Origin of the sequence: Arthrobacter sp. UYCo732, from assembly GCF_040547265.1 — a bacterium.
Classification (GTDB): domain Bacteria; phylum Actinomycetota; class Actinomycetes; order Actinomycetales; family Micrococcaceae; genus Arthrobacter.
Genome location: NZ_JBEPPJ010000002.1, coordinates 332,613 through 352,395 on the forward strand (window position 1 = coordinate 332,613; position 19,783 = coordinate 352,395).

The following is a 19,783-nucleotide window of genomic DNA, read 5'->3' on the forward strand; positions in this document are numbered from 1 at the left end:
TTTGCGAGGACAAGCCGGTGGATGGCGTTGCGGTCATGCGGCGACGGGGGCGACGAGCTGATCTCGGAGGTCACGGAACATGCGGGTCCCGACTTCGGTGGTGACGCCGAACTCCCGGTTCCGGCGGGCAAGTACCGCCAACCGGTCGGCAGCTTCGTTCCCTTCGTTGCCCTGATGGCCCTTCACCCAGCGGAACTGGACCGGCATGGTGCCGATCTCATCCAGGATGCGCTTGGCCAGCTTGATCTGATCGGTAGTGCACGCTGACGGGTATCGTCCGGCGCCGAGGGTGTTCAGCAGCCGGAGGGCCGCCCGGGAGTCGGACTGGACGGTGACGGTTCCCTGTCCTTGCACGGGAACCGGGTGACGGCTAATGAGGGACTGGAGGCTCCATCGGATGGCGAGGAGTTCACCGGTGAGGATGTCCCCGCACCGGCTCACATCGGCGGTCCGCTGCCCGACGGAGAGCACGGCGCCGTCTTCGTCAGCCACGATCCAGCCGAGACCGGCGACCTGGCCGGTGGTGGCGATGGAAGCGTCTGTGCTGATCACCATGCTCCGGGCATCGGGGTTGTGCCGGACTTCGATGCTGACAGGCATGGCCTCCATGGCCTTGACGACGGCGGTGCGGTAAGCGCATATGGCGGTCGTTTCGGACAGCAGGACGTTCGGGACACTGTCGATCATCCCGGCGATGGCTTTGCGGACCAGGATGTTGGAGACGTCCAGAACGACGTACTGGCGTTCGGCGGCGACTTCCAGGACCGCGGCGAACGCGGCCAGGACCGATTCGGTTCGGGTGGCGGAGAAGGATGTCTGCGGCTCGACTTCCCCGGTGCGGATGCCGATGCTGCCGTCGTCTTCGAGAACACCAATGCCCCACTGGCCCGCCTCGTCCAGGACTCGGACATGGAGAATGACGTCGGTGGGTGCGCCTGCGCTGGCGGGTGCGGTGATGGTCTCGGGTGCGGGGGACATGGGATTCTTTCGGCTCGACACGGCGGCACGTTGCCGCTCACCCCTGATGTGTGCGGCAAATTCACCGCTAGTGCCCACAACCGTCAAGACCGTCTACGCATGTTCATCAATATGGACTTGACCCACGACCTCCTGACGATGGAGAAATTCTTTAGCCGGAACTTCTACAACGGTGATTCGCTTGACGCCGTACGCCAGCAGAAGACCGACGGCTACTTCCTGCTGACGGCACCGCACGCGACAAACAGGTGGCAGGACGGGCGTCGAAAATTCGCAGACCAGTACACCGGATCGGTCGTGCAACTGCTCGGGACCACCGCCGGCCAAAGCTGGCTGGCCACCGACGGAGTCGCCTCCGACTGGACCTACTGGGACGAACGCAGCGACCCGTTCAAGCTCGCCCTGGACGGGATCCTCGACGAAGGCAAGTACCTGGTCAACATTGTCGGGGCCAGCGCCCGGCACGGGGTGGACATCCACGTGGGGATCGGAAATGACCCCCGCAGCGAAGAACTCGAAATGGCCGAAATGATCGAGGACACCTTCGGTGACTTCCATGTCGTGACCAATGGGCAGTTCAACGCCGCCAGCCCCAAATCTGTCCGCACCTATGCCCGCTCCACGGGCAGCGGAGGCATCCAGCTTGAACTTGCACCGAGCATGCGCGACCCATTGGAACACCCGGACACGGCAGCGGAGTTCGTGCTCCGGTTCGCCGAACTGCTGGCCACCCGGTCCGCCCGTTGCACGGCCCTGGAGGCAGCCCTCATCGCCTGACCGTCCAGGTGGTCGCATTGTCGCAGGTCAGGGCAACGTCACTCGCACGGGTTGGTGGCCATTTCTGGCAGGATGAGCAGAGCACGTTCCGGCCGGTCTTCGGCCGGCAGCACTTCTTGGGGGAATCATGAAACTGCGCTACCGCTCTGTCCTGGCCAGAACCGCTCTCGCCGCCGCCCTGATCGCCGGCTCGCTGGGGGCCGTGGCAGCCCCGGCGACAGCCGACGCGACGATCGTCTCAGACCTGGTGGACAACCCTTCGTTTGTCTCAAAAGAGAGCAAATGTGAAGCGGACGTCGCCATTATCGGTGCCCGCGGATCAGCCCAGCCTTTGATGGAAAGCAATGAAGGAAAACCCACCCAGGAAGGGTCGAGGCCCCAAGACCAGATTGCAGGCTTCGGAAACGAAGTCGCCACTGCCGCCTACGAAATTGTCCACAAACTCTCACCGACAACGAACGTCCGGCTCATCCCCGTGGACTACCCGGCCGTGGAGGCAGTGAACGGTGTCATCGAAGCTTTCGGTGGCAGGACTTTCCTCATCTCACCGTGGGGCATTGGAAATAACGAAACCTACATGGCGTCCGTCGAGGCCGGGGCGACTATCATCGTCGACACCGTCAGAAAGCTGGGCAAGGCATGCCCGGGAACGAAGATCGTCCTGATGGGTTTCAGCCAGGGTGCCCATTCGACGCACTTGGCGCTGGACAAGTTGAAGACCGAGGGGCTGCTCAAAGACATTGCGGCCGTCCAGCTGATTGCCGATCCCATGCGCAATCCCAACGACAAAACTCCCTACAACTACAGCGGAAAAGGGACCAAAGGTTCATGGACCCTGTCAAAGCTCGCACGCCCGATTCCTGACAGCACCTGGGACACCGGGGTCCTGAGCACCATCCAGAAAGACACCGACCTGACCAATGGGTTCGGGGCCCTGAGATACGGTGTTCCACTCAACCCCCGGATCTATGTTCCCGTCCCGACAGAACTCGAAGGCAAAGTCGTCAACGTCTGCCACATGCTCGACCAGGTCTGCAATCTCTCTTTCGTCATGGACGACCACGCCCACGGATCCGTCTACACCGACACCTACGACTATCGACACCCCCAAGTCACGAAGCGCATCCACAACTCGGACATCTACACCGTCCCGGGCGAATGGGTGTTCGGCAAGCTCGGATTCCCCCAGTACGTCGGCGGCGGAAGCAGTGGAATCGGCCTCGGCCAGCAATGCGCCGACCTGACTGTCATCGGCGCGAGGGGAGAGGATTGGCTGGAGACGCCTGAAGCAGACAGCGCCGGGCCGGAGATCCCCGGGTTCGGTCCGGCGGTGTCCGCCGCGGCCAGGAAGCTCAAAGACGAGGTTCCTTCCGGAACGAGTGTGAAATTCGCATCCGTCCTGCCCGCACTTCCTCCTCGCGATCCTGGGGCTCCAATGCACGGCATCATGGGGCCGCCGAACATGTTCGACCTGCAGGTTATAGACGGCACTAAAAAAGCTTCCGAATTGGCGGCCAAGACCGTCGCTGAATGCCCGAACACAAAGCTTGTGATGCTCGGCTACAGCCAGGGAGCCCAGGTGCTTCATGAAACAGTCGCGTCCGCGCCCCAGCCGGTCATTGACAGGATCGCCGCCGTCTGGCTCATGGGCGATACCGCCCGGGAGCCGAAGTTTTTTGGGAGCATCGCAGGCGCTGGCGAAACGTTGCCAGCGGACGACAGCGGCGGCCAGTATGTTGCCGATGCGGAAGGTCGGGGAACTGTCGCTTTGCCGCTTACGCTAAAGGACAGGGTGCGCAACGTCTGCATGCTTGCAGACAAAGGCTGCCGCGCTCCTTCGGGCTCATACAACGGCGCCACCAACCGCCAAACGCAGCGAAGCATCTACCTCACTCAGGACACTCTGGCTGCCGGTGCAGAATGGGCTGCCAAGCGCGTCGGGACCCTACCGCTGCCGGCGGGAGCACAGGAAGCCAAGATCCGCCGAGACGTTGGACCGGCTGCCACCATGGCGCATGAACGGTGGAAGACCTATGGCACCGGCTACCTGATCCGCCGCCTCGGCTAGACAGCTGGTGAACCCTCCTGTCCGCTCCGCACACATAGGGGACAACCTCGAAAGGACAGATCCCTATGCCCTGGCTCGTCAACATTGTTCACCGCGAAGACCCCGTCCACCGTCCGGCACCGGCCGCCGTCCAATCACGCAAGGACAGCCTGCTGGGTCTGTGGCGGGAGCACATCGGTCCGGTCGCCGAAGGCGGCGAGGGCGATTACGAGGACTTCTGGGAGCAGGCAGTCCGGCTTCATGCCGCCATCGAAGCGTTCGGCCCCGGCAACATCTGGCTGACCGTATCCCAGCACGAATACGGCGAAGCCCGGAACCTCGGCACAGGGGAGCGCCGACCCCTCGGCGAACTCGCCCACCTGCCCCGCTACGGCGCCCAGGCAAGCCAGCGCCACCAGAGCGTCGACCAACCCCAGGCGTTGCTGGCAGATAACTACTACGAATACGAGGCATTCCGGGCCAGGGCCGGGCGACGGCTCGCCGTATGCGGGTTCGCGCCCACCGAGGAAGGAGCCACCGACCTGGGCGACGTCCTGGCAGGCTTCGCCGCCGACGGGATCCGCAAGGCGTTCCTGAAGGCGAACCTGAACAAGTACGCAGCATTCCCTGTGGACCTGCCCGAAGGGTTTACCCGCGACGATGCCGGCGCCACCATGTACGATGCTTTGGATTTCGGGGCGATGTATCTCGAAGGCGCATCCCGAAACCTCCTCGCCCAGGAATTCGTGACCATGGAGTACGAATATCGGGTTTTCGTTGTCGGCCATTGCGCCGTCACCGCGGCTGGCTGCATCGAAGAATTTACACCCCTGGATAACAACGGCTACCGCTTCGACAACAAGCTGCGCCGGAACCGTGCCGAAGCGAGCGAGGTGGGGGTCGAACCCGCGATCGCCGGCATCCTGACTGGTTTCGCCAGGAATACCATCGACGCCTTGGCTCTCGAAGTCCCTGAGCTGACGGACTACGTCATCGACGTCGCGCTTGGCGCCGATGGGGAACCCCTGGTGATCGAGCTGAACCCGCTTCTGAACTCCGGCCTCTATGCCAGCCAGCCTTTCCGGGTGACCTCCGCGATGGCGGCGCAGGAAAATGCCGTGCTTCGCTAAGCAGCGGGGATACGTGAAAGGCCGCCGGTGCGCGTTGCGTTTCGGCGGCCTTTCTGAATCGAAATGAAGGCTAGTTGGCGGCCATGTACTGGTCCATGACGGCCCCGTTGATGCGGCCCCGGCTGTTCACTTCGAGGCCCTGGGCCTGAGCCCATGCCCGGATGTCTTTTGAGGATGGTCCTGCCGCACGGACCTCAGAGAGGCTGCGCTTGCGGCCGCCGGCGCGGCGGGCCTTCTCGCTGTAACGGGCCAACGTTGACCGGAGATCCTCGGCGTTGGCGTCGTTGAGGTCGATCTCGAAATCGACACCGTCCAATGCGAAGGTCAGGCTCTGGGTCGCCTCGGATCCGTCCAGGTCATCGATGAGTTCCACTACAGTTATTTGTGCCATGTCACGAGGTTATCACCGGCTGTCATAACACTTTCTGAGCCCTGCACGTGTCCCTCGCCACCCTCACGGGCAGCCTTGCCGGCACTGCCGCACACATGGACCACAGACTTCCACCTTCGTAAGGAAACAACCCTGTGACAGAACCCCTGACCTCCGGTCCAGCCGTGGCTGTATCTAGCTTCCGGATGGCTTTCGGCAACCGCACCGTCATCGAGGACTTGTCCTTCGACGTGGCCCGCGGCGAAACGTTCGGCTTCCTCGGCAGCAACGGCTCCGGCAAAACGACGACTATCAGGGCGCTGCTGGGCATCTACCAGGCCACAGCCGGAACCCTCTACATCAACGGCAGGTCCTTCCGGTCCGAAGAAGGCCACACCCTCGGCTACCTTCCCGAAGAGCGCGGACTCTACAAGAAGGACTCCGTCATCGACGTGATGGCCTACTTCGGTGAGCTCAAAGGCCTGACCGGCAAAGCAGCCCGCAGCTGGTCGCTGGAATTCCTGGAGCGTGTAGGCCTGGCCGACAAAGCCAGGACCCGCGTTGACAAGCTCTCCGGCGGCCAGCAGCAGAAAGTCCAGCTCGGCGTCACCATCATGAGCAAGCCAGATCTGCTCATCCTGGACGAGCCCACGAAAGGTTTTGACCCGGTCAACCGACGGCTTCTGATGGACATCATCGGCGAACAGAAGACCCGCGGCGCCACGGTCATCATGGTCACCCACCAGATGGAAGAGGTCGAGCAGCTCTGCGACCGGATCCTCCTGCTCAAAAACGGGAAGGCCGAAGCGTACGGAACCATCGCGCAGGTCCAGGACCAGTACGGGACCCGCACCGCTACCGTCGTCTACACCGGCACCCTTCCGGCGGACGCCGCCTTCACTCCGCTCACGGTCCGGCCAACCGGCGTCCCGGGCGAATCGACCGCCCACATCGCGCTGGCTGACTCCACCGACAGCACCGAGCTGCTGCAGCACCTGGTCGGCCGCGGCCTGCGGATCAGTTCGTTCACCACGTCCCGGACCTCGCTGGAAGACATCTTCCTCCGCGTCTACGGCGCCGATCAAGCACCGGAAAGGGCCCTCTGATGGCTCGCCACAACCTCAGCACTGTTGTCCGCTTCGAGTTCCTGCGAACTCTCAAGAAGAAGAGCTTCTGGGCCACAACCCTGATCGTCCCGATTGTGATGGGTATCGTGCTCGGCCTGGTCGGGTTCAGCGGTGAGAGCACCAGCAAATCCGTGTCCGCGCAGCAGAACGCTGCCTTGTCTTTCCAGTATCTGGATGAATCCGGCCTCATCTCCGAACAGCTCGGAAAAGACTCCGGCGGCACCCTCGCAACAGAACGCCAGGGCGGGATCGACGCCGTCCGCGCCGGCAGCTCCGAAGCGTTCATTTACATCCCCGCAGACCCGGCACGGAGCGCCATCGAGGTGTACGGGGAGGACCGTGGCATGTTCGAAAGCGGCATCTACAGTGCCGTGGCTACCAAGATGCTGGGCACCGCGGTCAAGGAACGTATCGGCTCCCAGGAGCTGACCGCCATGGCCGCCGGCCGCTTCTCGTTCTCGGAAACCATGTTCAAGGACGGTGAAGTATCCGGGGGCTTCTTCGCGATGATCCCGCCGATGCTGTTCCTTGGCCTCTTTTACCTGGTGATCCTGTTCCTGGGCAATCAGATCCTCAACAGCACGGTGGAGGAGAAAGAAAACCGGGTCACGGAGATGCTCCTGACGACCATGAACGCCTCAACCCTCATCGTCGGGAAGATCCTCGCGATCCTGGCCACCGGAGTAGTGCAGATGCTCACCGTGGCTGCGCCAGCCGTCCTCGCCTTCATGCTCCTTCGCGGCACAGCCGGAATCCCGGACATCTCCCTGACCGCGCTGGTCCCGGAACCGTCAGCCATGATCATCGGTGCGCTCCTGCTGGCAGGCGGCTTCATCCTGTTCGCCGCGGCCCTGGTCGCCATCGGCTCGGTCATGCCCACAGCCAAGGACGCCAACGGACTCTTCGGCGCCATCGTCATCACCATGTTCGTGCCGCTCTACGCCGTCCCGCTCATTATGAGCGCCCCCGACAGCCTGGTGGTCCAGGTCTTCACCTACTTCCCGTTCTCAGCCCCGGTCACCGCCATGCTCCGCAACGGCCTCGGCTCGCTCGGCGGTATGGAAGCAGCCATTGTCATCAGCGAACTGTTCGTCCTGGGAGCGGTTGTCATTGCGGTCGCCGTGAAGCTTTTCCGGCACGGCAGTATCCAATACAGTTCCAAGGTCCCCGTACTTGCCGCCCTCATCCGGAGAGGCTGATCCGCTCAGGCAGCTGCCCGTGCCCACAGACCAAACCAGCGCACTCTAGAATCACATCAACCACTGCCCTCCGGCAGTGCAACATATTGGGGGAACACCATGGCAAGCAAGCACACCCGATCCCAGCACTTCCTCTGGGAACAGCAGCGGCTCCGCGAACAGTCCGACGGAAGGAACCGCTCGGCCTCCAACCGGGACCGGGAAAACTTCTACAACCAGCGGGACGCCGCAGCCCGCCGCCGGAAACCGGCCAAGAGCAACCAGGAGATCGAAGCCCAGGCCGACTTTGTCATGTCGCTGGGGCCGGTCGTCTGGTTCCTGGCCAAGTGGATCTTCGCCTACTTTCTCGGATCCGTGATCGTCGGCATTTTCGGTGGAATCAACACCGTCCCCGGAATGGTCGTCGCGGTCATCTTCCTCGGCCTTGTCGTCCTGAAGCAGGTCCGCCGGCGCCGCAAGCGCCGCGGCTACTAGGCCGCGGCTACTAGCACCATGCCACTGCCGGACGGGGGAATGTTCCATCGCCCGGCAGTGGAAGGGCAAAGTCTGTGCCAGATTTGAGCGCTTTTCAGGAGTTGCCGTACACATGTAGGGCATGACCGATAACACCGCGCGCCAGCCAAAGGGCGTCCCCGTCGGCGGCCAATTCGCCGCCACTGCCCACGCCGAACCAGCCCTCAGCCTCACCCCGCGACGCCCCGAACTGAACGGCTGGCCGGAGTCCCTGCCCGAGCCCGAAGTGGACTACAGCGTGGGCGAAAACAACGTCATCACCACCACGGTAAGCATCGAAGGCGAGCCGGTCTTCGAGGTCTGGAACCCGGCCGATGACGTTCATGACATTGAGAACGAGAGCTTCGAGAACGAATGGCTGAAGGATGAAGACATCCATGAGGCCGCGCAGAAGTGGGCCCATGCAACACATGACACGATCGCCTGGCCGCTCCGTCAGGAAATGACCGACGCGGCTGATCGGGCTCGTGCCCGGGTGCTGGCAGCAGCCACCGGCCAAGCCCCGCAGTTGTCCGACGAAGATCTCGGGAAGCTGGTCGGCCTGAACCAGGCGGCAGCCTACCGTGCCCGCCGCGACACCGAACTGGCATCCGTTGCCGTGATTGCCCGCAGCATCCTCAAGGACCGCCCGGACGCCCACCACATCGGCCTGCAGGTCGACTCAGCCGACAACGGTGAGTTCGTTTCCGGCGCCATCATCTACGACGCTGACGGCAACTACATCTCCTCGCTGAGCAGCTACGACTCGTTCCTGGAAGACGACGAAAAGTACGCAGGCGAAGACAACGCCAGCCTGTTCTCCGGACTGGAAGCCGAACCGGACAGGGCTCACTGGGCCGACCTGAACATCCCGATCCAGGAAGACGACGACCGGTTCACTATCGACCTGCAGAAGGCCGCCGCATGGACCGGAGCCGACGAATGAACGAGACCCGCCAGCCCCGCGGCATCCCCGCCGGCGGCCAGTTCGCACCATCGACCCACAGGGAGGCTGCCGTGGGGCTCCGCGGCGACCTCCACGTGGACAAGGAAGCTGCTACCTACTTCACCGATCATGTCGAGTCCATCCAGCAGGAAGGGCTCAAAGGAGCCGTCTCAGCGCACGACGGGAAGATGACCTTCACCTCCAACGACGGCCGCGCGTTCCACATCCACCAGGACGGCCATCTTGACGAGGCAGGGAACCCCGGCTGGGCCATCGACAACCACGACACCGCAGATGCCGACGATCCCGTGTACGGTCTCCGCTACGAGTCCCGCACCGAGAACCTCGGCGAAGACCTCGCGGGCGCCCTTGCCGATGCTGATGCCATTGAGGCATTCACCTTGAACGCAGGCAGTGAGCGGTACGACTTCCGCAGCTACGACATCATCGACGGCGAACACGCCACATCCGCCGCGTGCTTCGCGGACATCGAAGAATCCGGAGAGGACCTGAACATCGACTTCGACCACGACACCGGGAGTCTGCGGGTAGACCGCAACGGCGAAACACTCACCGGCGACGAGTCCGACGACGCCCTCCGCGACCTGGTGAAAAGCGTGGACATCGACGCCCCCGACGGCTCACCGACAGGGCAGATGGCCTGGCACATGGAACGGTCTTTCCGGATCGCCGCCGCCAAACACGACAGTCCCGCCTGGATGCACCCCTACCGCACTGCAGGCCTGACCTGGGAGGACCGAAATGACGGCCGATAACCGACAGCCCAAGGGAGTCCCGGCCGGCGGACAGTTCGCCGCCTCCACGCACGGGGAGCCGGGAGTGAGCCTCTCAGAGGCCAGCCGGCCCGAGCTGGACGGCTGGCCGGAGGCACTCTATCCACCCAACGTCCGCTTCCACGTCAGCGACGAAGGCCGGATGATCACCGAAACCACCGACATCTCCGGTGACTTCATCCAAGTCTGGGAGAAGAGCGACGGCAGCGGCGCTTACGACGGGCACGCTCTTGGCGAATGGGACGGTGCTGATGACGACGACATCGAGCAGGCACAGAGCTGGCTGACTGGACGGCACAAAGTCATCGCCGCCGCGGTCCGGGCAGAAGAGACCGCAGCCGTCGAACGCGCCCGGGCCCGCATCCTCGCCATCGCGACAGGTGAGGCGAAACCTGCCACCGACGAGGAACTCTCCACAACCATCGACAGCTACGGAGACGCGGCCCGCCAGGCGCTCCGGCACGTTGAACTGGCCAGCGCCGGTCTGGCCGCCCGAAAGATCCTCGCCGCACACCCGGACGCCGTCTACGCCGAGATCCAGACCGACTCCTGGGACAACGGCGAGTTCGTTGCCGGAGCGATCGTCAAAGACGCCGGCTACGACACCCTGCAGACGTACTTCGCGGACGACGACGAAGCCACGGACGCCACCCGTGAGGTCGTTGGCCTGCTAAAAAACCTGGACGCGCAGCCACAGAACGCCCACTGGAGTGGCGCCTTCTCGACCGGCAGCTACGGCGAGGACCTCTACATGATTGACCTGCAGAAGGCCGCGGCCTGGAGCCCGGCTGACGAAGCCTTCCGGGCGGACCTCCAGACACCGGAAGCGCAAGCTGAAAAGCGCCCCTGCACTAACGGCCCCTGGTGCACGGCGCCTCGCGGAACCCACGTTGAAGACTGCGAGATGGGGAGCACCTGGTGAGCGCCGGACGCCAACCCAAGGGAGTCCCCGTGGGCGGCCAGTTCGCTGCGACCACCCACGCCGAGCCCGCTCTGACCCTGAACGCGGGGAAGGATGAGGAACACCAACTGGAACGCGCGTCCATCCATGCCATCTACACCGCCGGCCGCGGCATCGGTCGAAACCGGCACGGCAACATCGACCGGATCACCGAAGCGTACGACGCCGCCGGAGCCTACGTGGACTCCCTGGGAGCTGCCCGGAACCCACCGGAAACCGAAGCGCGGGACGCCTTCCAGGAACTGCGGGCCCAGTTCGAGACCGAGCAGGATCACCTCGACGACAAGACACTCAGGGACCGCAAGTTCGAGGTCGCCCAACAGGCCAACTGGGTCAGCGAATACCGGTCCGATTCGTACAACAACAGACTCTTTGGAGAGAACCCATGAGCGCAGAAAACACCACCCGCCAGCCGAAGGGTGTGCCCGTCGGCGGACAATTCGCGGCCACCGCCCACGCAGAGCCGGACCTGACCCTCACGCCGGCACAGACACCTCCCCAGCCGATCGGAGAGGTCCTGAAGGAGCGTTATGCGGCCGCCAAGGAACAGCACGACGCCTATGCCCAGAACGAATGGGTATCTGCTGTCCGGGAAGAGTACCCGGACGCCGCTTATGCCTACGTCGACGTGGCATCAGACGCCGGAGGCTCCTACACATTAGGGATGGGGCTGTACAAAGCTGACGGAACCGAAATCGACTTGGACGAGGAAAACGGCGTCCTCTTCGAAAACGGCTATGACGCCCACTGGGACATGGGCCCGCACCAGGACCTTCCGGACAAAACCCTTTTCACACCCCGGTCCGGGGTCTTCACCCTCGACTCCATCGCGGACCGGTGGGCCGGAATGCAGTCCTCCCCTGAACCCTCCAGCGACCCGTTCGCCCACCTGACCGGCATGGACCGGGCCCGCGCCCAGAACGCCTACGCGCAGCAGATCAACACCGAGGCCGTTGACGCCTACGTCGAAGACCTCTCCGCCAGGCTGCTCGCCATCAACCCGGATTTCGCCAAGGTGTATGTGAATCGCAAAGCCGATGTCGAATCCGGCCTCACCTTCACACTGAACCGCGTCGAAGATGTCCACGGCAATTACGGCGACGTCAACCTTTTCGCAATGGAGGACTACGGCTTCCAGGACATCCACCTCGACCGGCACGTCGAGCACCGCGAAGACACTGACGAGCTCTACATCGACATCCGCGCTAACTAGATCCGACCCAAGCCACTAAGAAAGAGTCCCTATGGAACGCACCATCCCGGCTGAAGCCTGGGAGCATGTCGGAAATTCGGTGTTCCGCGATGGACACCTCTACCCGGATCTGTCGCGCATCGTGAACGGCCTGACCGTCTACCAGGACAGCGATGACGAACAGATCATCCACTGGCTCTCCCATTTCACCGTGGACAACTACGCGGAATGGGCGGGAGCCGCCATCGTCTGCCCGCGGGCACCATCCCTGGAAGAGACCCTCTTTCGCTTCGACGACGTCGGAAGATTCATCGCCCACGGCTACCGGAACCCTTTCCGAGCCGCCGGGGAACCTGACTGGTACTTCTTCTGGACCAGGAACCACCCAATGGGCGTCCTCAAGAAATGGGCGCGCTCCGCAGGGATCATCCCCGCAAAAGACCTGCCCAGAGGCGCAGGAGGCTACGGCATCGACACCGGACTCCGGGCAGCCACTCCCAGCCACTAAGCCAACCTCGCTTCGTCCTCAAACAAGCCCACGAAAGGCACCATGACCACTTCACCCAATCGCCAGCCAGAAGGCATCCCTGCCGGCGGCCAGTTTGCCCCCGGCGTTCACGCCGAACCGAACGTATCTCTTGCATCGCCTGCCGCCCCGCCCAAGATCATGGCTCGTGTCACGCTGCAGGCCTGGGCACGCGACTACGCCATCGACATCGAGACGGTTGAGTTCGACGCCGGACGGATCCTGGCCGAGATGACACCTGAACAGCGCGGGAACCTCCGGGACGGGTCTGACGAAACGGACATGCTCTATGAAGCAGGGGTGCGCTCCGGCCTGGTGAAAGACCATGACGGACCGTTCCATGTCCGGGTTCGCGACGCCATGAACGAGGCAGAGGGGACCGACTCGGACGTATACGCGCGCATCCTTGGAGCGCCGGCGAACCGGACCGCGGAGGCGATCCTCCATGAACCGCTCTCCGCATACGAAATCGGGGCCCGCGCCGATGAGAACGGGTACGTCTCCGGGCTGGCCACCATGAGCATGTCAGACCTGATCAACAATGACCTCGAAACCCACTGCGACCAGATCGGCGAAAAACTCGTCGGGTCGCCTCTGCTGATGGAAGCCACCGCCACTCCAGTAGACGTGGATGAGGACGGCGCCTTGATCCTCCGGGTGGAAGGCAACGCATCAGCCATCATCGAAGGCTTCGACGACGATCAGCGCGCCGAGTACGCAGCCGGCAGCGCAGCGGCAGCACCCAGGCAGTAGCCTTTGCCCCCGAGGCCCGTCTCCAATCATCCGGAGGCGGGCCATTTCGGTGCCAGCCGCACACAGTCAGGTGACAGACGCCAACCGAAAGAAGACGATGAGCGAGAACCGCCAGCCGAAAGGCATCCCCGCCGGAGGACAGTTCGCCCCCGACACCCATCCCGAACCCGACGTCACCCTGGACTCCCCGGCGACCGGGCTGGTAGTGAACGGCTCAGGCGATCAGATCACCTGGGACACCCCCGAAGACCAGGCCCGCTTCCTCGAAGCCGCCGCATTCATGGATGAGGCCGGCATTGAAGGAACCGTGACGCCGCTCTACACGAAGTACCGGACTGACGACGGCCTGGACGCCCTTATTTTGCAGGTCGACGGGCGCAACTTCACCGTCCACCACACTGGGACCATGAACCCGACGGTCGCCTACGGCGACGACGAGGATGACGCCTGGACGTTCCGCATGGAAGCCGGCGACGGCGCGAACAAGAACGAACATGAGGTCCTCGCCGACCTGGTCACTAGCGCCCGCCATGACGCCGCCTGCCAGGAAGCGTGGCGCCGCGACCCTGAAGGAGAAACCTTCCAGTACGGGGACGAGGTGAACATCCGTGACTTCGGGGTCCGCTACGCCCCCGACGGAACCCGGATCATCACCGTGGATGTCGACAAGGACGGCCGGCAATGGGAGCTGGTCCAGCGCGGTAATGAAGACGTCAAGGTCTTCATCTCCGGCTCCGAACTGCGTCTCCCGCACATCCAGCTGGACGCCCTGGCGTACGACTTCGACAAGGACCATTTTGAGGGCATGGGCGACATCCGCTGGAAGGTCATGATGAAGGACGCCGCGGACCGCGCAGCGAAGGAGCCCGGATACAGCCCGCGGGGCATCAACCGCCCCTAGCGCCTTATTTGCGGAGTTTACCTGTTGCCCACATCTCACCAGGAGTAGCCTCTGCTCATGGACGACCCTTTCAGTTTCGATTCAGCCCTTGCCGCGAAGAAGCTTAAGGAAGCCGAGCAGATGGAGCGTGGCCGCCGGCTATACGAGTGGGGGCGAGACACCCATACGAACACATACATAAGGGTCCGGCGGGTTTCGCGCGAAGTAGAGGATACCGTCCATCAGTTTGTCGTCAAAGGAGGCCGCATCCGGTCAGACAGAACCATCTGGATACCGGACGACCACCCCTACGATAGTGACATCGTGATAGATGAGTCGTGTGTGGTCTCGCCGCCGCTGCCCAAGTCTGGATCCGCCGACAGCAACGCTGTGGCGCGCAGGCAGTGGGAGAAGGAACGGAGCAAGGTCAGGGCTGAGGTAACAGCGCTTTGGGACACTAAATACCCGAATGCCGCAGCGATGGACTTTGGCTATTGGGAACAAGAGGGTCCGCACGAGACTATATGGGTTTATGTAGATGGGCAGGGCTCCGCCTGGTACTTCGGGAGCTGTCCGCCGAATCTTGACAGGGTCCGCACGAGGCTGGTGGACGCGCTGTTTCGGCAGTCTCCCTGACCGCAGATGAAGAGGGCAGCTTCTGGTGCCGCACACATGCTTGCTGAGCAACGCCCACCCCGCCAAGGGCGGAACCGACCTAAGCAAGGACCACTTTCATGACCCAGACCCTGACACACCGGGACAAGCCGCTCTCCGGCCCACAGACACCTGCCGCCCAGAAGCAGAAGAAGGGATTCTTCGGGACCATCTTCTTGTTCGTCCGGCAGGTCATCGCGGAACTGCGCAAAGTCGTCACCCCAACCCGCAATGATCTGTTCCGCTATACCTTGACGGTCGTGGTCTTCGTGGCCGTCATGATCCTGTTCGTGACCGCGGTGGACCTCGGCTTCGGCTCCCTGTCCTCGCTGATCTTCACCGGTCCTATCGGCGACAACTAAGCCTGCAGTCCCGAAGGCGCCCTGGCCACAATGCGGGGCGCCTTTTTGCTGCCCAGCCGCACACATCATGGGCATGAGCACATCCACACCCCGTCAGCCTAAAGGCATCCCCGTCGGCGGCCAGTTCGCCGCCACCACCCACACCGAGCCGTCCGTTAGCCTGGGCGCGCCCACAGTGGCACCGGAGTATGTCGGAACCCGGTTAAAAGAGCTGGGCCTTTCGGCCCACCTCAACCTTGACCAGCTGGACGAGATAGCGTCCCGCCTGAACGACTCGAAAGACTTCACCGACCGGAACATCCAGACGGTGGCCGATGAGCTGCACCTCCGGGCACACGGCTATTCCGCCAGCAAGGCCAGGGACGCCGAGGAAGGACTCCGGATCCTCCGCGCCGCGGGAAACAACGACCAAGCGGACGCCCTGGAAGCGGTCACCGACGCCAGGCTCGCCAACGCCCGTGGCGCTGCCAAAGAGTTCGGGGCCCACCGTGCTGAACCCCTCCCGGACGGAAAGACGATCCCGGTGCCGCACGACGATCCGCGCCTGCAGGCCGGCGAGGTGTTCGACCGCGTCCTCGCCGAGGATCAGGTCTTCAACCACTCATCCGTCAGTGGCTACCCGCAGGACACGCAGTCGATCCGTTTCCAGGCCAACCGGCCCCTCACCGATGCAGAGGCCTACGCGCTGTCCGGCGTGGTGGGCTACGCCAACCGGTCAGCGATCGGTGGCGAGGCTTTGGACAACCCTGCCGTCGGCCCGTCACGTGACACCCCGTTTTCCTTCATCGCCCACATCGACACCAATAAAGGCCGTCAAGGGGACTTCCAGAAGTTCGAGGCGATGATCCCGGACATCATCGCCAACGGGTCCCAGCTTCGACCGACCAAGGGAAATACGCGCGCCATCGAGGCGTTCGGTGACCCGGACCTGAAACTCGAGGTCTACTACGCCGAATAGCCGCCGGGCAGCCGCGCACCAGCTGCCGCACACATGACTGCTGCACAACCGCCGGACGGGACTCTCACCTGCCAGGCGGCCCTTTGATCCACGAAATGGAGAACCTTGAGTAACCCCGTCTTCACCAAGAAGAGGAAATCACCCGGCTTCGGCGGTTCGGAGTTCGCTTCGGCGGGCACCATGACATACGACGACGTCATCATGAAGACACTGTTCTGCATGGCGGCGCTGCTTGCCGCCGGCGTTGTCGGCTGGGCCAACCCCAGCCTGATGATCATTGGCGTGATCGGCGGTTTCGCCCTCGCCATGGTGAACATCTTCAAGAAGAAGCCATCGCCGGCACTGATCCTGGCCTACTCGGCCTTCGAAGGTCTGGCGCTGGGCGGCGTCTCGGCAATCTACGAGGCGAGGTATGAGGGGATCGTTATTCAGGCGGTCCTGGCCACGCTATCCGTGTTTGCCGCCACCCTGGCGGTGTTCAAGTTCGGCAACGTCCGGGCCACCCCGAAAATGATGAAGATCCTGTTGGTGGCCATGTTCGGCTACCTGATTTACAGCCTCATCAACGTCGGGCTGGTCATGTTCGGTGTGGTCACCACACCGTTCGGTCTGAACGGCATGAACATTCCCGGCACGTCCATCCCTGTCGGGGTAGTCGTGGGAATCGTCGTGGTCATCATGGCGGCGTTCAACTTCATCGTCGACTTCACCATCATCGAAGACGACGTGAATTCGGGCGCCCCGGAGATCGAATCGTGGCGTAACGCCTTCGGGCTGATGCTGACCATCGTCTGGCTTTATCTGGAGCTGCTGCGGCTGATTGCCCTGCTCCGGGGTGGCGGCGACGACTAGCAATGCCACTGAACGGCCCGTCTGCATCCACGCAGGCGGGCCGTTTTTGCGTTGAACCGGCAGTTGCGGCTGAGCAGGGTTCCGCCGTGAGCCGCACACATAGAAGGCAACGAAGCCAATCCAGAAGGAGCCCGACATGACCACCTACACCCGCCCGCCGGCCAAACCCTGCATCCCCTACCCCGCAGGGAGAGCCACACCGCTGGCCGTGACCGTGAACGACCTTTCGGTCCTCGCCATCGCCCGCCGCCTCCACGACGAAAAATGCCGAGAACGCGGAATCTGCCCGCGCCGCGACGGGCACGCCCTCGACAGTTTCGAGACCGCCATCCGCAAGACTCTCGGCGCCCTCGTCGACGCCTCCGTAGCGCAGGAGATCTAAGCCATGCTGCACCTCGTCCCCGCCCTGGCATCTGAAACAGACACCACGGAGCTTCCCCGCTGCAAAGGCTGCAACGCAGAAATCCGGCCGCACCGCACCACCGAGGCTGACTTCCCTGGAACCAGCGCCAGCTGGGGAAACAACCAGTGCCGCCTGTGCGACTACGAAGCCTGCGGCAAGGACCCGGCAGACCGCTTCATCTCGGTTGAACGTGTCGGCTACCTGTCCAGCATCCGCGCCGGTATCGAATCTGACCGCCAGCGCCGCGGCATCCCCGCTGAAGGCAGCCTCGCCGGACGCATCCCCATCACCGAATTCCTCGCCCAGATCAGTTAGTAGAAAGAGCACGACCGTGAGCACCGCCCCAGAAACTCCCAAGGCAGAATGCCTCTGCGAAGAATGCGAAAGGCCCATGCGGCCGCGCGGTGTCTTGCTCAAGGAGATGCCAGGGACCCTGGCGTGGGGCCACTCCGGTAAGTGCAAGTCCTGCGTCCAGCCGCACAAGACCGTTGAAAGGCCTGCCAAGCCTGTCTTCGTCATTGAAGACCCAGTCCGGGAAGACGGCAGCCCGGACTTTCACCTCGCCCTCGCGGTCTCGTCCTTGAACTCGTTCATCGCAGCACGCAGGCGCCGTCTTGGCACGCTGGCCTCCAAACCGGTCACCTCCCTGGAGGCGGCAGATCAGCGCCGCACGGCGGCCGCCGTGCGGACAACGGCACAACCCCGAAGGAAGGCCGCATGAGCCCCGTAAAGGTCCTCGCACAGCTGATCGCCGACGTCTACTCCCGGCGTTCCGGGCTGCCCGCCGGGCAATCCCCGGCACCCATGGACGGGCACGTCGCGTCCAGTCTGATCGCGTCCGGCGTGTTCCATCAGACCGCGTTCACCACGGCCTCAGAGCTCGACGAGCTGCCGCTGGGCTCCGTCGTGCGGACTGTCCTTCGCGGGCCGCGGCGCATCGAGCGGTTCTTCCGCAGGATGCCGGCCGGGTGGTTCTTCCTGACCAATTCCGAAGGCGACGGCTGGCCCTACACCTCTTCCGAGGTCCTCGAACGGCACTCGGACGGCACCGCCACGTACGTCTGGAACGGGGACAAGCAATGAGCCACCACATGGGGCGGTCGTGGCCCGGGGAGGGCACCCCGATGGAGGACGACTGCCCGTGCCCCAAAACTGCGTGCGGCCTCGTCGAGGACACGAACCTCCACCCGGACTGTGACCAGCACCCCTTCCACCGGGCTAAAACGTTTCGCCAGACGCACCGGGCCGACCAGTGCCCCGCTCTTTCCGACGATGCTTGGGCTGACCTTCAGCTGACGACACTGGATCCGGTCATCGCCTACATGGAAGCGACCGCGGAGGACGCCTGGCAGGTCGACACCGTCCGCTCCGCCGACGGCACCACCAACTGCTTCTTCGGGCACCTGTTCAACATGGGCGGCACCGACGCCCGCGGCAACGCCCTCTGGGAGCGGTTCGAGGGGGCTTGGGCCTCCACGTACCGGATCTACCCGATCAACGACGGTGAGAACCCGGACTACCCGCACCCCACCCCGAAGCAGCGCGTGCTCGCCTTCCTCGGGGACCTCAACGCCGGGGCCGTCCTGACCACACCCCAGCAGATGGAAGAGGACTACGCCTACTACCTGGCCCAGGAACAGGAAATGGGAGGGGTCATCTAGCCCCGGGGACGGCGGCCGCTGCTTCCGCACACATCAGGCCCGTCAGCGCCGGTCCCGCATAGGACAGGTACAAACCGAACCCGGAAAGGGACCATGACTGCCTCACGCTACGCCCAGGGCACCACCGTGGACAGTCACACGTCCCGGGCCGAAATCGAACGCACCCTCACCCGCTACGGGGCAACCTCGTTCATGTACGGCTGGCAGGATTCCCGCGCCGCCCTGGCCTTCACCGCCGACGGCCGCCAGGTCCGCTTCATCCTGCCGCTGCCCGACCGCACCGAACGCCGCTTCACCCACACACCGGCCAAGAACCAGCGCCGCACCCCGGAGGCCGCGGCCAAGGAATACGAGGCCGCGGTCCGTCAGTCCTGGCGGGCCCTGAACCTGGTCGTCAAGGCCAAGCTCGAAGCGGTCGCCGCCGGCATCGTGAGCTTCGAAGCAGAATTCCTGGCTCACATCGTTTTGCCCAACGGCAAAACGATCCACGAGGAAACCGAAGCGGGCATCGAGACCGCCTACCGCACCGGAGCCGTCAAGCCGCTCCTGCAGATCGAAGGGTGAACCGTGCTGACCAACGGACGAAGCTGCGCCACAGACGGGCTCATCATGAACGGCTGCTCCTGCCACAACCCTCGCGGACGGCGCCGAAAAGCCAAGAAGAGCGCCAAAGCCAAAGAACTGAAAGCCGCGCTGCGCCACGAACGCGCCGCCAACTGAA

The 19,783-nt window shown here is 63.6% G+C and carries 27 protein-coding genes; 25 read left to right on the forward strand and 2 right to left on the reverse strand.

Annotation, left to right across the window (positions count from 1 at the left end; all coding sequences use genetic code 11):
• Window positions 1-33 precede the first annotated feature (33 nt).
• Window positions 34-978, reverse strand: a complete 945-nt coding sequence (locus ABIB45_RS05335; RefSeq protein ID WP_354214869.1) for a ribonuclease H family protein — start codon at window positions 976-978, stop codon at window positions 34-36.
• Between the two features lie 99 nt (window positions 979-1,077).
• Between ABIB45_RS05335 and ABIB45_RS05340 the strand changes: the two genes are divergently transcribed.
• The 3 genes from ABIB45_RS05340 (at window position 1,078) to ABIB45_RS05350 (ending at window position 4,932) form a co-directional block, all read left to right on the forward strand.
• Complete coding sequence (locus ABIB45_RS05340; RefSeq protein ID WP_354214870.1) at window positions 1,078-1,755, forward strand: hypothetical protein; 678 nt, start codon at window positions 1,078-1,080, stop codon at window positions 1,753-1,755.
• A 127-nt stretch (window positions 1,756-1,882) separates the two neighbouring features.
• Complete coding sequence (locus tag ABIB45_RS05345) at window positions 1,883-3,823, forward strand: cutinase family protein (protein ID WP_354214871.1); 1,941 nt, start codon at window positions 1,883-1,885, stop codon at window positions 3,821-3,823.
• A 65-nt stretch (window positions 3,824-3,888) separates the two neighbouring features.
• Entirely contained in the window at window positions 3,889-4,932 is a 1,044-nt protein-coding gene (locus ABIB45_RS05350; RefSeq protein WP_354214872.1) for an ATP-grasp domain-containing protein, read from the forward strand.
• Window positions 4,933-5,002: 70 nt separating this feature from the next.
• Here the strand turns inward: ABIB45_RS05350 and ABIB45_RS05355 are convergent, their stop codons facing one another.
• Window positions 5,003-5,323 (reverse strand): histone-like nucleoid-structuring protein Lsr2, encoded by a 321-nt coding sequence (locus tag ABIB45_RS05355; protein WP_354214873.1) that lies wholly within the window; start codon window positions 5,321-5,323, stop codon window positions 5,003-5,005.
• A 185-nt stretch (window positions 5,324-5,508) separates the two neighbouring features.
• Between ABIB45_RS05355 and ABIB45_RS05360 the strand changes: the two genes are divergently transcribed.
• The 22 genes from ABIB45_RS05360 (at window position 5,509) to ABIB45_RS05465 (ending at window position 19,782) form a co-directional block, all read left to right on the forward strand.
• Window positions 5,509-6,408, forward strand: a complete 900-nt coding sequence (locus ABIB45_RS05360) for an ABC transporter ATP-binding protein (protein WP_354215039.1) — start codon at window positions 5,509-5,511, stop codon at window positions 6,406-6,408.
• The gene (locus ABIB45_RS05365) at window positions 6,408-7,628 is read left to right on the forward strand and encodes an ABC transporter permease (protein WP_354214874.1); all 1,221 of its coding nucleotides are present in this window, start codon (window positions 6,408-6,410) and stop codon (window positions 7,626-7,628) included. Before ABIB45_RS05360 ends, ABIB45_RS05365 begins: the two co-directional genes overlap by 1 nt.
• A gap of 99 nt (window positions 7,629-7,727) precedes the next feature.
• Window positions 7,728-8,102 (forward strand): hypothetical protein, encoded by a 375-nt coding sequence (locus ABIB45_RS05370; RefSeq protein WP_354214875.1) that lies wholly within the window; start codon window positions 7,728-7,730, stop codon window positions 8,100-8,102.
• Window positions 8,103-8,223: 121 nt separating this feature from the next.
• Window positions 8,224-9,066, forward strand: a complete 843-nt coding sequence (locus ABIB45_RS05375; protein WP_354214876.1) for a hypothetical protein — start codon at window positions 8,224-8,226, stop codon at window positions 9,064-9,066.
• Window positions 9,063-9,842 (forward strand): hypothetical protein, encoded by a 780-nt coding sequence (locus ABIB45_RS05380; RefSeq protein ID WP_354214877.1) that lies wholly within the window; start codon window positions 9,063-9,065, stop codon window positions 9,840-9,842. Before ABIB45_RS05375 ends, ABIB45_RS05380 begins: the two co-directional genes overlap by 4 nt.
• Entirely contained in the window at window positions 9,829-10,782 is a 954-nt protein-coding gene (locus ABIB45_RS05385; RefSeq protein WP_354214878.1) for a hypothetical protein, read from the forward strand. Before ABIB45_RS05380 ends, ABIB45_RS05385 begins: the two co-directional genes overlap by 14 nt.
• Entirely contained in the window at window positions 10,779-11,210 is a 432-nt protein-coding gene (locus tag ABIB45_RS05390) for a hypothetical protein (RefSeq protein ID WP_354214879.1), read from the forward strand. The genes ABIB45_RS05385 and ABIB45_RS05390 overlap by 4 nt, the downstream gene beginning before the upstream one ends.
• Window positions 11,207-12,034: a hypothetical protein gene (locus ABIB45_RS05395; RefSeq protein WP_354214880.1), complete on the forward strand. Its 828-nt coding sequence runs from the start codon at window positions 11,207-11,209 to the stop codon at window positions 12,032-12,034. The genes ABIB45_RS05390 and ABIB45_RS05395 overlap by 4 nt, the downstream gene beginning before the upstream one ends.
• A gap of 31 nt (window positions 12,035-12,065) precedes the next feature.
• Window positions 12,066-12,521: a hypothetical protein gene (locus ABIB45_RS05400; RefSeq protein ID WP_354214881.1), complete on the forward strand. Its 456-nt coding sequence runs from the start codon at window positions 12,066-12,068 to the stop codon at window positions 12,519-12,521.
• 42 nt (window positions 12,522-12,563) lie between these two features.
• Complete coding sequence (locus tag ABIB45_RS05405) at window positions 12,564-13,292, forward strand: hypothetical protein (protein WP_354214882.1); 729 nt, start codon at window positions 12,564-12,566, stop codon at window positions 13,290-13,292.
• Between the two features lie 97 nt (window positions 13,293-13,389).
• On the forward strand, window positions 13,390-14,193 hold the full coding sequence (locus tag ABIB45_RS05410) for a hypothetical protein (protein ID WP_354214883.1): 804 nt from the start codon (window positions 13,390-13,392) through the stop codon (window positions 14,191-14,193).
• Between the two features lie 57 nt (window positions 14,194-14,250).
• Window positions 14,251-14,808, forward strand: coding sequence for a hypothetical protein (locus ABIB45_RS05415; RefSeq protein WP_354214884.1), 558 nt, complete (start codon window positions 14,251-14,253; stop codon window positions 14,806-14,808).
• A 98-nt stretch (window positions 14,809-14,906) separates the two neighbouring features.
• The gene (secE, locus tag ABIB45_RS05420; RefSeq protein WP_354214885.1) at window positions 14,907-15,188 is read left to right on the forward strand and encodes a preprotein translocase subunit SecE; all 282 of its coding nucleotides are present in this window, start codon (window positions 14,907-14,909) and stop codon (window positions 15,186-15,188) included.
• A gap of 73 nt (window positions 15,189-15,261) precedes the next feature.
• Window positions 15,262-16,146 (forward strand): hypothetical protein, encoded by an 885-nt coding sequence (locus ABIB45_RS05425; RefSeq protein WP_354214886.1) that lies wholly within the window; start codon window positions 15,262-15,264, stop codon window positions 16,144-16,146.
• A 105-nt stretch (window positions 16,147-16,251) separates the two neighbouring features.
• On the forward strand, window positions 16,252-16,998 hold the full coding sequence (locus ABIB45_RS05430; protein ID WP_354214887.1) for a Bax inhibitor-1/YccA family protein: 747 nt from the start codon (window positions 16,252-16,254) through the stop codon (window positions 16,996-16,998).
• Between the two features lie 136 nt (window positions 16,999-17,134).
• On the forward strand, window positions 17,135-17,380 hold the full coding sequence (locus tag ABIB45_RS05435) for a hypothetical protein (protein ID WP_354214888.1): 246 nt from the start codon (window positions 17,135-17,137) through the stop codon (window positions 17,378-17,380).
• Window positions 17,381-17,383: 3 nt separating this feature from the next.
• Window positions 17,384-17,716 carry a hypothetical protein gene (locus tag ABIB45_RS05440; protein ID WP_354214889.1) on the forward strand — a complete coding sequence of 111 codons (333 nt, stop codon included), beginning with the start codon at window positions 17,384-17,386 and terminating at the stop codon, window positions 17,714-17,716.
• 16 nt (window positions 17,717-17,732) lie between these two features.
• Window positions 17,733-18,122: a hypothetical protein gene (locus ABIB45_RS05445; protein WP_354214890.1), complete on the forward strand. Its 390-nt coding sequence runs from the start codon at window positions 17,733-17,735 to the stop codon at window positions 18,120-18,122.
• Complete coding sequence (locus tag ABIB45_RS05450) at window positions 18,119-18,484, forward strand: hypothetical protein (RefSeq protein WP_354214891.1); 366 nt, start codon at window positions 18,119-18,121, stop codon at window positions 18,482-18,484. Before ABIB45_RS05445 ends, ABIB45_RS05450 begins: the two co-directional genes overlap by 4 nt.
• Entirely contained in the window at window positions 18,481-19,062 is a 582-nt protein-coding gene (locus tag ABIB45_RS05455; RefSeq protein WP_354214892.1) for a hypothetical protein, read from the forward strand. The genes ABIB45_RS05450 and ABIB45_RS05455 overlap by 4 nt, the downstream gene beginning before the upstream one ends.
• Window positions 19,063-19,155: 93 nt before the next feature.
• Complete coding sequence (locus tag ABIB45_RS05460) at window positions 19,156-19,626, forward strand: hypothetical protein (protein ID WP_354214893.1); 471 nt, start codon at window positions 19,156-19,158, stop codon at window positions 19,624-19,626.
• 3 nt (window positions 19,627-19,629) lie between these two features.
• Window positions 19,630-19,782 (forward strand): hypothetical protein, encoded by a 153-nt coding sequence (locus ABIB45_RS05465; protein WP_354214894.1) that lies wholly within the window; start codon window positions 19,630-19,632, stop codon window positions 19,780-19,782.
• The last annotated feature ends 1 nt before the right edge of the window (window position 19,783 follow it).